This window comes from Gordonia jacobaea (assembly GCF_965344965.1).
Taxonomy (GTDB): domain Bacteria; phylum Actinomycetota; class Actinomycetes; order Mycobacteriales; family Mycobacteriaceae; genus Gordonia; species Gordonia jacobaea.
On record NZ_CBDRLS010000004.1, the window covers coordinates 580,905 to 596,854 of the forward strand.

General features: G+C 65.7%; 13 protein-coding genes and 1 tRNA gene. 5 read left to right on the forward strand and 9 right to left on the reverse strand.

Going from position 1 to position 15,950, the window contains the following annotated elements; genetic code table 11:
* Positions 1–18: 18 nt before the first annotated feature.
* Positions 19–537 (forward strand): DUF3145 domain-containing protein, encoded by a 519-nt coding sequence (locus tag ACRVY7_RS16885; RefSeq protein WP_005206476.1) that lies wholly within the window; start codon positions 19–21, stop codon positions 535–537.
* Between the two features lie 120 nt (positions 538–657).
* On the opposite strand, the gene ACRVY7_RS16890 is transcribed toward ACRVY7_RS16885, so the two are convergent.
* From ACRVY7_RS16890 to aceE, 6 genes are all read right to left on the reverse strand, one after another.
* The gene (locus tag ACRVY7_RS16890) at positions 658–2,109 is read right to left on the reverse strand and encodes an acyl-CoA carboxylase subunit beta (RefSeq protein ID WP_431817859.1); all 1,452 of its coding nucleotides are present in this window, start codon (positions 2,107–2,109) and stop codon (positions 658–660) included.
* Positions 2,110–2,246: 137 nt separating this feature from the next.
* A complete protein-coding gene (locus tag ACRVY7_RS16895; protein WP_431817860.1) occupies positions 2,247–3,518 on the reverse strand; it encodes a KasA/KasB family beta-ketoacyl-ACP synthase in 1,272 nt (423 codons plus the stop codon).
* Positions 3,515–3,826, reverse strand: coding sequence for a meromycolate extension acyl carrier protein AcpM (acpM, locus tag ACRVY7_RS16900; RefSeq protein ID WP_005206424.1), 312 nt, complete (start codon positions 3,824–3,826; stop codon positions 3,515–3,517). Before acpM ends, ACRVY7_RS16895 begins: the two co-directional genes overlap by 4 nt.
* Before the next feature lie 147 nt (positions 3,827–3,973).
* Positions 3,974–4,870, reverse strand: a complete 897-nt coding sequence (locus tag ACRVY7_RS16905) for an ACP S-malonyltransferase (protein ID WP_049698599.1) — start codon at positions 4,868–4,870, stop codon at positions 3,974–3,976.
* A gap of 195 nt (positions 4,871–5,065) precedes the next feature.
* A complete protein-coding gene (locus ACRVY7_RS16910) occupies positions 5,066–6,316 on the reverse strand; it encodes a PucR family transcriptional regulator (RefSeq protein WP_431817892.1) in 1,251 nt (416 codons plus the stop codon).
* Positions 6,317–6,439: 123 nt separating this feature from the next.
* Complete coding sequence (gene aceE / locus ACRVY7_RS16915) at positions 6,440–9,334, reverse strand: pyruvate dehydrogenase (acetyl-transferring), homodimeric type (RefSeq protein WP_049698598.1); 2,895 nt, start codon at positions 9,332–9,334, stop codon at positions 6,440–6,442.
* Positions 9,335–9,526: 192 nt separating this feature from the next.
* On the opposite strand from aceE, the gene ACRVY7_RS16920 reads away from it, so the two are divergent.
* From ACRVY7_RS16920 to ACRVY7_RS16930, 3 genes are all read left to right on the forward strand, one after another.
* Positions 9,527–10,156 (forward strand): hypothetical protein, encoded by a 630-nt coding sequence (locus ACRVY7_RS16920; protein ID WP_431817861.1) that lies wholly within the window; start codon positions 9,527–9,529, stop codon positions 10,154–10,156.
* Positions 10,157–10,375: 219 nt separating this feature from the next.
* A complete protein-coding gene (locus ACRVY7_RS16925) occupies positions 10,376–10,837 on the forward strand; it encodes a DUF3052 domain-containing protein (RefSeq protein ID WP_049698308.1) in 462 nt (153 codons plus the stop codon).
* On the forward strand, positions 10,834–11,385 hold the full coding sequence (locus ACRVY7_RS16930) for a redoxin domain-containing protein (RefSeq protein WP_431817862.1): 552 nt from the start codon (positions 10,834–10,836) through the stop codon (positions 11,383–11,385). Before ACRVY7_RS16925 ends, ACRVY7_RS16930 begins: the two co-directional genes overlap by 4 nt.
* A 27-nt stretch (positions 11,386–11,412) precedes the next feature.
* Here the strand turns inward: ACRVY7_RS16930 and glgX are convergent, their stop codons facing one another.
* The gene (gene glgX, locus ACRVY7_RS16935) at positions 11,413–13,551 is read right to left on the reverse strand and encodes a glycogen debranching protein GlgX (RefSeq protein ID WP_431817863.1); all 2,139 of its coding nucleotides are present in this window, start codon (positions 13,549–13,551) and stop codon (positions 11,413–11,415) included.
* A gap of 138 nt (positions 13,552–13,689) precedes the next feature.
* Between glgX and ACRVY7_RS16940 the strand changes: the two genes are divergently transcribed.
* Positions 13,690–14,565: an aldo/keto reductase gene (locus ACRVY7_RS16940; protein ID WP_431817864.1), complete on the forward strand. Its 876-nt coding sequence runs from the start codon at positions 13,690–13,692 to the stop codon at positions 14,563–14,565.
* 20 nt (positions 14,566–14,585) lie between these two features.
* Here the strand turns inward: ACRVY7_RS16940 and ACRVY7_RS16945 are convergent, their stop codons facing one another.
* Positions 14,586–15,536, reverse strand: coding sequence for a GmrSD restriction endonuclease domain-containing protein (locus tag ACRVY7_RS16945; protein ID WP_431817865.1), 951 nt, complete (start codon positions 15,534–15,536; stop codon positions 14,586–14,588).
* Between the two features lie 241 nt (positions 15,537–15,777).
* Positions 15,778–15,852 (reverse strand) — tRNA-Val (locus ACRVY7_RS16950).
* Positions 15,853–15,950: the final 98 nt, after the last annotated feature.

The window sequence follows — 15,950 nt, forward strand, 5'->3', positions numbered from 1 at the left end:
ACAACGGAGGTGAACAAGGTGCGCAACCTGAATCAGTTTGCGGACATGACGACCGGAGTGGTGTACATCCACTCAGCGCAGGCTGCGCTGTGCCCGCATGTGGAGTGGGCTCTGTCGTCGACCCTTAATGCGCGGGCCAACCTGAAGTGGTCCGCCCAGGATGCCGAACCCGGCATGCAACGGGCAACCGTTGATTGGACGGGTCCGGTAGGTACTGCTGCGCGGCTGGCGAATGCGCTGCGCGAGTGGTCGTCGCTGCGCTTCGAGGTGACCGAGAATGCCAGTGAGGGCGTCGACGGCGAGCGATTCAGTTACGTTCCGGGACTTGGCTTGTGGCGCGGATCGACGAGCGCCAACGGCGACGTGATCATCGGCGAGATGCAACTGCGCTCCCTGATCGAGGCTCAGCCGGACAGCGCTGGACTCGCAGGCGAACTCGAAGCCGCGCTCGGTACGGCCTGGGACGACGCCCTCGAGGCGTACCGCATGGGCGGCGCGGGCGCCGAGGTGACCTGGCTGACGCAACGCGTCGGTTGAACCACATCGGAGTTGGTGACCAACCTCCGATCACCGACCCGACACACTGATTCGGCCCCGGCAGAATACTGCCGGGGCCGAATCGTGTCGGTCTGGGTTCGGCGACGGAGTCGCCGCAGATCACAGCGGTATGTTCTTGTGCCTGCCGCGCCGCGCGGGAGCTGACGCGAGCGCTTCGGCGATGATGCTGCGGGTTTTGGCGGGGTCGATGACCTCGTCGACGACGCCGATCGACTGTGCACGGTCGAGTCCGCCTGCGATCTGTTCGTGCTCGACGGCGAGGCGGTCGTGGAGTGCGTCGCGTTCGTCTTCGGGCGCGGCGGCGAGTGCCTTCTTGTGGAGGATACCGACGGCGGCCTTGGCGCCCATGACGGCGACTTCTGAGCCGGGCCAGGCGAATACGGCGGTCGCGCCGAGTGAGCGTGAGTTCATCGCGATGTAGGCGCCGCCGTAGATCTTGCGGGTCACCAGCGTCACACGTGGGACGGTGCATTCGGCGAAGGCGTGCAACAGTTTTGCGCCGCGTCGAACAACGCCGTTCCACTCCTGGTCGACGCCGGGCAGGTAGCCGGGGACGTCGGTGATGACGATGAGTGGGATGCCGAAGGCGTCGCAGAGGCGCACGAATCGGGCGGCCTTCTCGGCGCTCTCGGAGTTCAGGCAGCCGCCCATCCGCAGTGGGTTGTTGGCGACGACACCGACGCTGCGGCCGGAGAGTCGGCCGAAGCCGACGACGATGTTCGGGGCCCACTTCGCTTGCAGCTCTTCAAAACTCGAGACCTCGGTCTCGCCGTCGGCGGCGAGCTGTGTGTCGAGGAGCTTCGCGACGATGGGGTGTACGTCGTAGGCGCGTCGTGGTGATTCGGGGAGCAGTGCCTGTAGGTCCGAGTCGCCTGCCTCGGCCTGCTCGCGGTTGAAATGGCCTTGCTTGCCGAACGTCGAGACGAGTCGTCGTGCGCGCCAGTACGCGTCGGGCTCGGAGTCGGCAGTGATGTGGCTGACGCCGGATTTCTTGCCGTGGGTGTGGGGACCACCGAGCGACTCCATGTCGACGGATTCGCCGGTCACGCTGCGGACGACGTCGGGGCCGGTCACGAAGACACGTCCGGCGGGCGCCATGATCACGACGTCGGTCAGTGCCGGCCCGTACGCTGCGCCACCTGCGGCGAAGCCGACGACCACGGAGATCTGCGGGATGTAGCCGGACGCCCTGACCATCGCTTCGAACACTCCGCCGACGGCGTGTAGTGCTTCGACGCCTTCGGCGAGGCGGGCTCCGCCCGAGTGCCAGATTCCGACGACCGGGGCCTGTTCGGCGATCGCGGTGTCGATGGCGTTGACGATGTGTGCGCATCCGACGATGCCCATCGCGCCGCCCATGACGGTGCCGTCTGTGCAGTAGGCGACGGTGCGCACGCCGTGGACGAGTCCGATCGCTGCCTGCACACCCGAGGAATCACGAGGGTGGAGGAGGGTGACCGTGCCCTCGTCGAAGAAGTTGGTCAACCGCAGTAGCGGATCGCGGGGATCGACCGAGTCCTCGTGGCCGGTGACGGGGGCCATTGTGGTCATCGCTGTCCTCCTACTGCTGCGGTGCGAGTTGGCGCGGTGTGGTGCCGCTGGCCGCGACGTCGACGATCCGATGTCAAGGAGGACATCGGCATCGTCGACGTCGCGGTCGGTCGAAACCGGCCCAGTCGGGTTGCGGCTCAGTAGCGCCCGATGGCCAGCGCCACGTTGTGTCCACCGAATCCGAACGAGTTGTTCAGGGCGTAGTCGATCTGCCCATACCGCGACTCGCCGTGTACGACGTCGATGTCGCCGCACTCGGGGTCGAGGTTCTCCAGATTCAGCGTCGGCGGGATCACGCCCTCTTCGACGCTCTTGATGGTCAGCACCGACTCGAGCGCACCGACCGCGCCGATCGAGTGACCGAGAGCGGACTTGGGTGCGTAGATGGCGGCGTGAGTGCCGACCGCCGCCGCGATACCCGCTGCCTCGGCGGTGTCGCCGATGGGGGTCGAGGTGGCGTGAGCGTTGATGTGGGTGATGTCGGAGGGCTGCAGGCCTGCCGTCTGGATCGCGCGGGTCATCGCCCGCGAGTTGCCCTGACCACTGGGATCAGGTGCGACCAGATGGAAGCCGTCCGACGTGATACCCGCACCGAGGATGCGTGCGTGGATATGCGCACCGCGTGCTTTGGCGTGATCTTCGCGTTCGATGATCAGCATCGCCGCGGCCTCACCGAAGACGAAGCCGTCGCGATCCTTGTCGAACGGGCGCGAAGCGCCTGCCGGGTCGTCGTTGCGGGTGCTCATGGCACGCATCATCGAGAACGCCGCGATCGGAATCGCGTCGATGTGTCCTTCGACGCCACCGGCGACCACCATGTCGGCGTCGCCGAGCACGATGTGTCGCCATGCGTGGGCGATCGCCTCAGCGCCCGACGAGCACGCCGAGACCGGGGTGATGACGCCCGCACGGGCACCGATGTTCAGTCCGACGACCGCTGCCGGGCCGTTGGGCATGGCCATCGAGACGGCCAGCGGCGACACCTTGCGGTAGTTGCCCGACTCCTCGATTGCCTTGACGGCGTCGACCATCGCGTCGCCGCCACCCTGTCCGGTGCCGATGACAACGGCCAACCGGTCGGGATCGACCTCGGGCTCGCCTGCCTGCGCCCAGAGGCGCTTGCTCATGACGTGGGCGACACGCTCGACGTACGCCATGCGGCGTGCCTCGATGCGGGTCACCTCTTCTGCGGGGTCTTTGACCATGCGGCCACCGACGCGGCAGGGGAGCTCACCGTACTTCGTGACGAAGTCGTCGGTCAGCTCACGAATGCCGGTTTCGCCTGCGAGAAGACCCTTCCAGGTCGAATCGAGGTCCTCACCGAGGGAAGTCGAAGCGACCATCGACGTGACCACCACGCTGGGGAAGTTGCCCCCCAGCGTGGAGTAATCGCGTAGCGATGGGGTCACGAGCCGGCTTTCTGATCGGACGCGACCTGTGCCTGGATCGCGGCCGCGGCCTCGGGGTTCTCAGCTTCGAGCTTCTGGATGTACGAGACGGCGTCGCCGACGGTGCGCAGTCCGGCGAGGTCCTCGTCGGGGATCTTCACGCCGTACTTGTCCTCGGTCTGCACTGCGATTTCCACCATCGACAGCGAGTCGATGTCGAGGTCGTCGACGAACGACTTCTCCATGGTCACCTCGGACGGCTCGATGCCGGTGACCTCTTCGATGATCTCGGCGATGCCGGCGATGAGTTGTTCCTGGGTGGCAGCCACTGTGTGGTTCCCTTCGTTGTGCTGTGAATGTGAACTCCGGAACATCGCGGGCACGTGGTGCTCACTGATGTTTGGACAACCGGTTCATCCGGTTTCCGGGGGTCGCGGATGAGCGCGACCGCTATCCAAGCCTGTCGACCTTCGCGGTCAGATCTTTTCGATGTCGGCGGGGACCTTGAGGGCCACCGATCCGACGCCCTTCAGTTCGCGTTTGGCGATTCCGACCAGTGTTCCGGCCGGTGTCAGCTCGATGATGCTGTCGGTGCCCGCGTCGCGCATGTAGGCCGAGCACAGATCCCAGCGGACCGGCGAGGTCACCTGCTCGACGAGCTTGCTCAACGCTTCGGTGCCCGTCGTGACGGGCTGGCCGTCGGAGTTGGACAGCAACGTGCGCGTGGGGTCGGCGGGTGTGATCGACGCGGCCGCCTGGGCGACGGCGTCGCGTGCCGGTGCCATGAAGCGCGTGTGGAAGGCGCCCGCGACAGCCAGCTTGCGGGTGCGTGCCTTCTCGGGTGGATTGGCGATCAGCTCGTCGATGGCCTCGACGTCGCCGGCAGCGACGATCTGGCCTACGGCGTTGCGGTTTGCGGGGACAAGGTCGAGCTCGTCGAGACGTGCGAGGACTTCCTGCTCGTCGCCTCCGAGGACAGCGGCCATCGTGGTCGGCTGCAGCGAGCATGCCTTGGCCATCTGAGCGCCGCGGACGGCGGCGAGCGTGACAGCCTCGTCGAAGCTGATGACACCGGTGATGGCTGCCGCGGTCAGCTCGCCGACGGAGTGGCCCGCGACGACGGCATCAGCGGGCAGCTCGTGGTTCTTGGCGTACTCGTTGAACGACAGCAGCGCACTCGCCACGACAAGCGGCTGGGTGATCGCGGTGTCGGTTATCTCGTCTGCGGTGGCGGTCGTCCCGAGCCGTTCGAGGTCGAGTCCCGCGAGTTTGGACCAGATGGCCAGCTGGTCACGCGCGCCGGGAAGCTCTAGCCATGGAGCGAGCATGCCGGGTGTCTGTGAGCCCTGTCCGGGCGCTAGCAAGGAAAGCACGTGACCAGAGAACACCCTCTGGCACGAAATTGTGGGTGTTGAGGTCGATGAACCTTCACGAGAGTTTTTGTGGAGTTCCTACAATGGTGACCTCAGTGGCTACCCCATCGTCACCACTCTGAGATTCGTTACACAAATGTGCCCATAAAGCGTCTGCCTGGGAAAACGGTACGGGGGTCCTGTTAACAGTGTTTCTCATGTGGCTCGTGACGATGATTCGTTCCTGAAGTGTGTCAAACGACCTACTGTCGCGGCGATTCGTAGGACATAGCCATCACGGGAGTGTGTTGGGTCACGTCCTGTCAGTTCGGCGATCTTCTTCAGGCGATACCGAACAGTATTTGGATGAATGAACAGTTCGCGTGCGCACGCCTCAACGGACCCTCCGGTGTCGAGATAGGTCTCGAGCGTCGTCGACAAAGTCGGGCCACCCTTGGCGAGAGGTCGAACGAGTGTGTCGATGAGTGCAGTGATTGCCGACGGGTCTCCGTTGAGGGCGCGTTCGGGGAGCAATTCGACGCTGTGCACCGGACGTGGGGCATTCGGCCAGCCGTCGACGGCAGCCATCGCGGCCATCGCCTCATTGGCGCTCGTATGCGCGGCGGTCAGATTGGGCATCGTCGGCCCGATGACCACGGGAGCGTCGGCGAAGTGATTGAGGAGCGCGGCGCTGAAAGCGTCGCTCGTGACTATCGGACCGCTGACGATGGCCACGAGCGTCGAGCCCTGTACGACCGACAGCGCTGCGCGATCATGCTGTTTGGCCGTGTTGTGGATGGCGAGGGGCACCGACACGTTCTGTTCGGGCGGCGGCGCCCCGATGATCACGGTCGCAGGCGCATCAGAGTCCCAGTTCAGGGCGGCAGCGCGCGACATCAACTGCGGCCCGCTGTCGCCGCGGACCACGGCGTCGACGACGAGGGCTTCGAGTCGCGAATCCCAGGCACCGCGCGATTCCGCGGCTGACGCGTATATCGATGCCGCCGCGAAACCGATCTCACGGCCGTAGCGCAGCACCGATTCGGTGAGGGCGCGCAGCTGTGTGTCGTTGCGCGCGAGCAACGGTAGCCACTTCTCGAAGAACTCCATGGCGACGCGAACCATCTCGACCGTCTGCAGCAGCGAGATGCGTCGTGCGAGATCCTGGGGAACCACCTGGAACGCCTGGACCGTGAACTTGACGTTGCCCTCGGGGTCTTGAATCCACTCCACGAAGTTCACCACGGCGGTCTGGACGACCAACTGCACACTCGCGCGCTGCGCCGCGTCGAGGTCGGAGAAGTACGGCAGCTGATCGGCCATCGAATGCACGGCCTCGGTCGCGAGTCGTCCGCTGTACTGCTTGACGCGGCGCAGCAGAGTGTCGGGCAGTGCGTCGTGGACGGTTGCCGGTGCGGGCACATGAGCGCCCCGCGCGCCGAAGACGTCGACGGGCGGGGGCGTCATGTTGGGCTCGGACACATCCTCAATGTAGTCGGGCTCGATGCGCTCAGGGTCCGACTAGGGCATGGTCCGACTAGCTCAGGGTCCCGATTAACGGACGGACCTGAGTCGACGGACCAGACGTCCCTACGCGCTGCCGGTATCGGCGTAGGACACCTCGGCGGCGTTGACGTCGGTGATCCGATACTTCTCCGCCGCCTGAGCCGCGGTGGTGAAGGGGATGTTGCCGTCGCGTGCCAAACCGACAAGTGTCGCGACGACGATCGACTCGGCGTCGACGTTGAATACGCGACGCGCAGCGGGACGCGTGTCGGAGAACCCGAATCCGTCCGTGCCGAGGGTCAGGTATGTCCCGGGCACGTACGCGCGTATCTGTTCCTGCACTCCACGCATGTAGTCGCTGACCGCTATCGACGGGCCGTAGGTCTGCGCGAGCACCTCGGTCACGTACGGCTGGGGGTGCGTCACACCTGGTTCACGTACGGCGGCGCGGTCGAACGCGATGCCGTCACGAGCCAGTTCGTTCCACGAGGTGACCGAGTAGACGTTGGCCCCGACGTTCCAGTCGTCGGCGAGCATCGCCGCGGCCTTGAGCGCGTCGGGCATCGTCACGCCGGAGACGAGGATGTTGGCGTAGAGCTCCTTGTTCGACGGGGCCTGCTGGTAGAGATACATGCCCTTGAGCACGCCGGCGACGTCGAGGTTCTCCGGCTGAGCGGGCTGGCTGATCGGCTCGTTGTAGACGGTGAGGTAGTAGTAGACGTTTTCCGGCTCGTCGCCGTACATGCGACGAAGCCCGTCCTGGATGATGTGCGCGAGCTCGTAGGCGAACGCGGGGTCGTAGGACACAACCGCGGGGTTGGTCGCCGCGAGCAGTGGCGAGTGGCCGTCGGCGTGCTGGAGCCCTTCGCCGGTCAGTGTGGTGCGGCCCGCCGTCGCGCCGATGACGAACCCGCGTGCCATCTGGTCTGCCGCAGCCCAGAAACTGTCGCCCGTGCGCTGGAAGCCGAACATCGAATAGAAGATGTAGAGCGGAATCATCGGTTCGCCATGGGTGGCGTACGACGTGCCGACCGCGGTGAACGAACCCGCCGATCCGGCCTCATTGATGCCCTCGTGGAGAATCTGTCCCTGCGCGCTCTCCTTGTACGCGAGCATCAACTCGGCGTCGACCGAGGTGTAGAGCTGCCCGTTGCGGTTGTAGATCTTGAGCGTCGGGAACCAGGAGTCCATGCCGAATGTGCGCGCCTCGTCGGGGATGATCGGCACGATCCGCTTGCCGACTTCCTTGTCGCGCAACAGTTCTTTGAAGACGCGCACCAGTGCCATCGTCGTCGCGACCTGCTGCTTGCCCGACCCCTTGGCCGTCGCTTTGATCGCGCCGCTGAGATCGGGTTTGAGTGCCTTCGACGCCGAGCTGCGGGTCGGGAGGAAGCCGCCGAGCTGCTTGCGACGATCGAGCATGTACTGGATCTCCGGCGCATCCATCCCTGGGTGGTAATAGGGCGGGAGGTAGGGATCCTTCTCGAGTTCGGCGTCGCTGACCGGGATGCGGACGGAATCGCGGAACGCCTTGAGGTCGTCGAGAGTCAGCTTCTTCATCTGGTGGGTCGCGTTGCGACCCTCGAAGTGCTTGCCAAGCGTGTAGCCCTTGATGGTGTGCGCGAGGATCACCGTCGGCTGACCCTTGTGTGCGAGCGCTGCGGCATATGCCGCGTGGATCTTGCGGTAGTCGTGGCCGCCGCGGCGTAGTCGCCAGATCTCCGCGTCGGACATGTTCTTGACGAGTTCCTTGGTCCGCGGATCGCGATTGAAGAAGTGTTCGCGAACAAAGGCGCCGTCGTTGGCCTTGTAGGTCTGGAAGTCGCCGTCCGGCGTGGTGTTCATGAGGTTGACCAGCGCGCCGTCGCGGTCGGCCTGCAGCAGTGCATCCCACTCGCGACCCCAGATCACCTTGATGACGTTCCATCCGGCCCCACGGAAGAACGACTCGAGTTCTTGGATGATCTTTCCGTTGCCGCGGACCGGTCCGTCGAGACGTTGCAGGTTGCAGTTGATGACGAAGGTCAGGTTGTCGAGGGCCTCTGTTGCGGCGAAGCTGGCGAATCCGCGCGACTCTGTCTCGTCCATCTCGCCGTCGCCGAGGAATGCCCAGACGTGCTGGTCGGAGGTGTCCTTGATTCCCCGATCGTGCAGGTAGTGGTTGAATCGCGCCTGGTAGATCGCATTCATCGGTCCGAGGCCCATCGAGACCGTCGGGAACTGCCAGAACTCGGGCATCAACCGTGGGTGCGGGTACGAGGGCAGGCCGCCACCCTCGCCTGCGTGGCTGTGTTCCTGACGGAACCCGTCCATGCGGTCGGCGCTGATTCGGCCTTCGAGGAATGCGCGTGCATAGATTCCGGGCGACGCGTGGCCCTGGATGAAGATCTGGTCGCCACCGCCCGAATGGTCGGTGCCGCGGAAGAAGTGGTTGAAGCCGACCTCGTAGAGCGCTGCCGATGACGCGTACGTGGAGATGTGCCCGCCGACGCCGACGCCGGGCCGCTGTGCGCGGTGAACCATGATCGCGGCGTTCCAGCGGAGGAAGTTGCGGAACCGACGTTCGACGTCCTCGTCGCCGGGGAACCACGGCTCACCCTCGGTGGGGATCGTGTTGACGTAGTCGGTCGACGTCAGTGACGGGATGGCGACCCGCTTCTCGCCCGCGCGCTCGAGGAGACGCAGCATCAGGTACCGGGCGCGTTGGGGGCCTTCGGATTCCACGAGCTTGTCGAAGGACTCAAGCCACTCGCTGGTCTCCTCCGGGTCGATGTCGGGGAGATACGACGCCACGCCCTCGCGGATGACGCGTACTCGCTGGCTCTGCTGGCTGCCGACCTGATTCGACGCGGCTGCGTTCTTCGACGCGTCTGCGGTCCCGCTTCCAACGTCGGTGGTTCCGGTGTTGGTGCTGGCTGCCTCTTCGGTCACGGTGATGCCCACTCCCTCGTTTGGCCTGGGCACGGTGGTGCCCGGCATGACGACAATTTGGCGACGGGTCGCGTTGGTGTGCGGACTCCGTCGTCCATCCATATCGTGCCCCATGTCACGTCGCTTGGCACCGGTCTGGGCGGTCTTGCCCCGGATCGTCGACCCCGCCTGCGGTAGCGTTTCGGTGTTTGGTGCCAGATCTGGGCAAACGGCCGTCGGGGAAACAGCCGTGGGGGAGACATGACAAGACGAGCGATGTGCCGTGTATCGGGCACGCGTCTGATGCTGCTCGCCGCAGCAATTGCGACGTTCGCTCTGCAGGGCTGTTCGGCGGTCGGGGGCAGCGCGGGGCCTGCCCCGGGCGAGGCCGCGGCCTATCGTTCTGATTTGTCGACGTCCCGACAGGCGCAGTCGGCGAAGGCCGGAGCCGAGCTCTGCGAGGCGTCGACGAAGTCGATGGTCGTGATGCTGCGCGGGTACAACGCGTTCATCACGCGGCTCAACGATGTGCAGTCCTACGACAAGGTCGGGGACCTCGGAGACAAAGCCCGCGCCGCGATGATCGCGGGCACCGACATGGTCAAGCCCAAACAGACAGCCGAGGTTCCCGGTGACCTCGGGACCGTCGTCGCATCGTTCGTGAGTAGCAGCAGCGCGCTGGGCGACGTGATAGGCCGCCGACAGACGGCTCAACTCAACGCGGCATCGACCCGGTGGACCGGCGACAGGCGAGCGGTTCTCGACGTGTGCCGCACCTACCTCCCCGCGCCGCCCGCGACATCGGCCACCACGACGCCCCAGCCGAGTCCGGACTCGTCGACACCGGACTCGTCGACACCGGCCACGACCGCGCCGCGACCGACGGGCTGACGGGTCGGGTGTTCGTGCCCTGCCCTTGGTTGATGCGCTGTCGTCCGTTCATGCCTTGTCGTCCGTTCATGCACGGTCGTCCGTTCATGCACGGTCGGAGTTCGTGTCGATAGTTGGCGCGTGGAGTCTCCTCGTGTTGCACTGAGGTCCATTACGCTGTCTCGTAAGCTGAGAAGCGCAATGAAATCTGAAAACGTACCGGTAGGAGGTCGACACGCGGTGGTAGCCGCCACAGGGAGCAATGGCTCCGAGGGCAGCGGGGGCAACGGCTCCGAGGGCAGCAACGCCCAGAAACTCGGGTTCGCACCCGGAATGGTGGTGCAGGAACTCGGTTGGGACGAGGACACCGACGACAACCTGCGCGCCGACATCGAGGACGCGATCGACGCCGAGATGCTCGACGAGGATGCGATCGACGTGGTCGACGTCGTATGGCTGTGGTGGCGCGACGACGACGGTGATCTTGTCGATCGCCTCATGGACGCCATCACACCGCTCGCCGACGACGGGTACGTCTGGGTCGTATCGCCCAAGACCGGCAACCCCGGGTACGTCGATCCCAGTGAGATCGCCGAGGCCGCACCGACGGCCGGGCTCACTCAGACCAACGTCGTGAGTCTTGGTGAGTGGTCGGGTTCGCGCCTGGTGCAGCCGAAGGCGCGGTCCGGAAAGCGAGCATGAGCGACTCGACCTCCGGGGCCGATTCGGTTGCTCGTGCCACCGATGTCGCGACGACCGATGTTGCTCCGGCTCAGTCGCAGACCGTGTTGTCGGTCGGCGACGTCGCACCCGACTTCGAGCTGCGTGATCAGAACAATCAGCGTGTGAAGCTGTCGCGGCTGCTCGAGGAGCGCCAGGTGCTGATCGTGTTCTTTCCGCTCGCCTTCACCGGAACGTGTCAGGGAGAGCTCGGCTTCATTCGCGACCACTACCATCGGTTCGTCAACGATGAGGTTGCGGCAGTTGCTGTTTCGGTCGGACCGCCGCCCACGCACAAGGTGTGGTCATCGGCGCAGGGCTTCCTCTTCCCGATTCTCTCCGACTTCTGGCCGCACGGTGACGTTGCACGCAGCTACGGAGTGTTCGACGAGAGCCGAGGCTTCGCTCAGCGCGGGACCTTCCTCGTCGGGCGTGACGGCCGGGTTGTCTTTCGCGACATCGTCGGGCCCGGTGAGGCGCGTACTGAAACCCATTGGGAGATCGCGCTCGCCGCGGCAGCCACACAGTGAGCGCGCGACTGACTTTGCGGACGGTCGTTATCCGGCAGAGCGTGGAGCCGCGGAACGCAGGACGACGATCGATCGCGCCCGCACGTGACATGTGGAGCCGACGATCGGCGACGGCGCGTCGGGTGCGAACGTGTCGACCACGACGTCCCATTTCTGTTCTGCGAGAACAGGTGCCAGCACAAAGTCGATTCCGTGCCACCACGAGTTCAGTAGCACCACGAAATCATTGGCGGCCAGAGGTGTTCGGGCGCTGGCGGATCGCGGTGGTGTGAGCAACCAGGCGATGCTGCGCGCCCCCTGGTCCTGCCAGTGTTCGCCGGACATCGGCGTGCCGTCCGGCGTGAACCAGTCGGTCACGCCGGATCGTTCGACGGCCGATCGGCTCAGGGCGGCGTGGCCGCGTCGCAGTGAGATGAGACTGCTGGTGAATGCGACGAGCGCGTCGTCGCCCGAGGTCCAGTCGAACCAGCTGATCTCGTTGTCCTGGCAGTAGGGATTGTTGTTTCCGCGCTGCGTGCGGCCCCGTTCGTCGCCGCCGAGCAGCATCGGTGTGCCCGCAGAGAGCAACAGCGTCGTGAGCATGGCGCGCATCTGACGTCGACGCAGCGCGACGATTGCCGGGTCGTCGGTGGGTCCTTCGACGCCGCAGTTCCACGACCGATTGTCGTCGGTTCCGTCCGAGTTGTGAAAACCGTTGTCGTCGTTGTGTTTACGCTCATAGGACACGAGGTCGTGCAGCGTGAAACCGTCGTGGGATGTCACGTAGTTGATCGACGCGGCGCGGCGTCGGATGACCGTCGCAGGGTCGTGATGACGGCCGCCGAAGATGTCGGCCGAGCCGGTCAGGCGTCGTGCCATCGGCGCGAGCAAGCCCTCGTGGCTGCGCCAGAAGTCGCGGACGCAGTCGCGGTAGCGGTCGTTCCACTCGCCCCATTCCGGACCGAATGCGCCGAGTTGGTGACTGTCGTTCCGTCCGACGTCCCAGGGTTCGGCGATCAGCCGCACTCGCGACAGCACGTCGTCCTGGCCGAGTACCCGAAGGAAGGTCGCCGTGGGGTCGAAAGGTCCACCGCCCCAGTCGTTTCGGGTGCTGTCGGTGCCCTGGCGGGCAAGGGTGGGCGCGAGGTCGAAGCGGAATCCGTCGACGCCCAGCGACGCCCAGTAGCGCAGGGAGTCGGTGACCATGCGCAGCGTCGTCGGATGGGCAACCGCAACGGAATTGCCGCATCCGGTGGTGTCGACGTACGAGCCGTCGTCCGGGTCGAGCACGTAGTAGGCGCGATTGTTCAGGCCGCGATGGCACAGGGTGGGGCCGGAGTCGTCGCCTTCCGCGGTGTGGTTGTAGACGACGTCGAGGATCACCTCGATCCCGGCGCCGTGCAGAGCGTCGATCATGTGGCGGAACTCGGCGATGGAATCCTCGCCCCGGCCGGCGCGGTCCGCGGCGCTGTAGGCGTTGTGCGGAGCGAAGAAGCCGATGGTGTTGTAACCCCAGTAGTTCGTCAGGTGCTGCTGGGCGAGTTCGCGTTCAGCCACGCTGCGATGCACCGGAAGCAGCTCGACGGCGTTGACCCCGAGTGACGTCAGATAGTCGATGGCCGCCGGGTGGGCGAGTCCGGCGAAGGTGCCTCGGAGCTCGGCGGGAATGTCGGGGTGGGACTGCGTGAACCCACGGACGTGCACCTCGTAGATCACCAGCTCCGACGCCGCATGGCGTGGACCCGGTGCGGTGGCGGTCGTTGCCTGCGGCGGTTGTTCGACGACGACGCTGCGCGGCACGAACGGAGCGGAGTCGAGGGCGCTGGGACGTACGGGATCGTCGACGTCGTGGTCGAGGAGCGCGTCGCAGAACTCCACGTCGCCGACGATGCGTCGGGCGTAGGGGTCGAGGAGGAGTTTGGCCGGGTTGTAGCGCCGACCGCGTTCCGGTGCGAAGCGGCCGTCGACCCTGAACCCGTAACGGGTTCCGGCACCCACGCCGTCGACGACGCCGTGCCATACGTCGATCTCGCGTCCGGGGAGCAGAAGTCGGGTCTCGGTGCCTGCGTCGTCGAAAAGGCAGAGCCACACCGCATCCCCGCCCGAACTGACGGCGAAGTTGGTTCCGTGGTCGGTGACGGTTGCTCCGAGGATCGACGGGTCTCCAGGGGAGATGGTCCCGGTCATCAACGCCCCTTCTCGTCGAGTGAGAGCGGCGAGACGACCGCGGCTGTGCGATCGCGCGACGCTGACGGTGACGATACGGGAGCAGAGCGGGTGCGGCAGCCGTGCCGACCGGGCCTGCGCCTCTGGTAGACCGGAGACATGAGCGCTCCCCTCATCGAACTGAATTCAGGCATCGAGATCCCACAGCTCGGACTGGGGGTGTGGCAGTCGACTCCGGAGGAGGCGCAGCGCGCCGTCCGGTTCGCGATCGACGAGGCCCGTTACCGACACATCGACACCGCTGCGGCCTACGGCAACGAGTCGGGCGTCGGCGAAGGTATTGCCTCCGCGTCGGTGCTGCGCTCGGAGGTATTCGTGACGACGAAGCTCTGGAACTCCGATCACGGATACGACCGCGCTCTCGCGGCGATCGACACCAGCCTGCGCGCGCTGGGTACCGACTACGTCGACCTGTACCTGATCCACTGGCCGCTGCAGGATCGCGACCGACTGCTGCGTACCTGGGACGCGATGGAGAAGATCCTCGCCGACGGGAAGGCGCACTCGATCGGTGTGTGCAACTTCGAGCCACATCACCTGCAATGGCTCATCGATCGCGGGGGAGTGCTGCCAGCCGTCGACCAGGTGGAACTGCATCCGCACCTACAGCAACGCGAACTGCGGGAGTTCGCGGGCGAGCACGGTATCGCGATCGAGTCGTGGAGCCCGCTCGGCGGGACGTCGGGGTCGGGGTGGGGTCCGAACTCCAAGCCCAACACCGTCTTGACCGACCCGACGATCGGCGAGATCGCGATCAAGTACGGACGGTCACCCGCCCAGGTGGTTCTCGCCTGGCACATCAAGCTCGGACTGATCGTGATCCCGAAGTCGGTGCACGACGATCGCATCAAGCAGAACATCGACGTCTTCGATTTCGAACTCGACGACGAGGACGTCGCCCGGATCGCTGCTCTCGACGATGGCAAGCGGGTAGGGATCCACCCCGACGAGATGAACCTGGGCGCGCCCGACTGATCGCGGCGACGAAACCTAGCTCATTCGCACGCGACCCCGTCGCCGTCGCGATCTAGCTTCGCGGAGTAGCCGGGCTGCCCGCGGTACAGGGGTGCGGCGCCCGCCGCGCGGGCCTGGGTGCAGTTGGCGTAGGTGGTGCTCGACGGTGTGATCTGTGATGGGGCGGCCTGCGGGGGCGCGGTCGGGGCCGGGGCGGGCTGTGGTGAATCAGTCTCGGGTGCAGAGCAATTCGACAGGATGCGGATCATGGCCTGCTTCTCTGCCGCCGTCACCCACAGGTGGTAGTTGGCTTTGACCGCGATCTGCCGCTCGACGTAGGTGCATCGATACGACTTGTTGGGCGGCAGCCACGTCGCGGCGTCGCCCGCACCCTTGGCCTGGTTCGTGCGGCCATCGGTGGCCTGTAGATTGCGCGGATCGTTGGCGAAGTTGCGGCGCTGTTCGGCCGAAAGCTGTTGCGCGCCTTTTTGCCACGCGTCGGACAGCGCGACGACATGATCGATCTGGACCTTTGACGACGTCGCCGAGCCTCGCGTGAATGCGATCGACGTTCGCGTGTACGGATCGTCGAGCGTTCCCGACAGCACCACACATCCGTTGGTGCCGGGTTTGAGGGTCACGTCGGACAGATCGCGTCGGAGGATGTCGTTGCGCGTGTCGCACCCATTGTGGCCGTCGGCGACCGAGACGTCGTCGGACCATGCCTGTCCGAACTGTGACCGCTCGTAACCGGTCTTCGGTGCGCGGCCCTTCACTGCCAGTGACTCGAGCATCGTGCGTGCACTCGACTCCGCCACCTGAGATGGGGTGACCGGCGCGGGCGCGGCGTGTGCCGTCGCGGCGGGGACAAGCGCCCCGGCGGCGAGAACGGTCACCGCGATGGGCCAGACGATGTCGGCGCGTCGAGACGCGCGAACGTTCCGCGCGTCGTCGTACTGGCTACCGTTGAGCGGCGCGTCGTTGATCAGCATGGCGGAAACGTATCAGTCGGTACCGACAGCGACACCGGCGCCGGTGGAGGGAGCAAGGTGCGGTGCGCGATCGTGCGACCATCGATGAGTGGATGACCGATTGCCTACTGGGCTTCGAAGCACGTGATTACTCGTCGGGAGATCGCGCGAAGGGCGCTGCCGATGCCGACGCCGGATGAGGCGCGGCGGGCGCTGGCCGAGGGGCGGTGACGCCGACGTGAGCGGACCACCTGCTGTTATGTGGTGCGCGCAAAGGGATTCGAACCCCTGACCGCTGGTGTGTAAGACCAGAGCTCTACCGCTGAGCTATACGCGCTCGACGCGTCGTCGGGCCGGAGGCCTCGCGCGTCAACACACGAATCTAGCCGGTCCGCCGGTCGGAACCCAAACTGCGGGTCCCCGACGGCCGGTGGC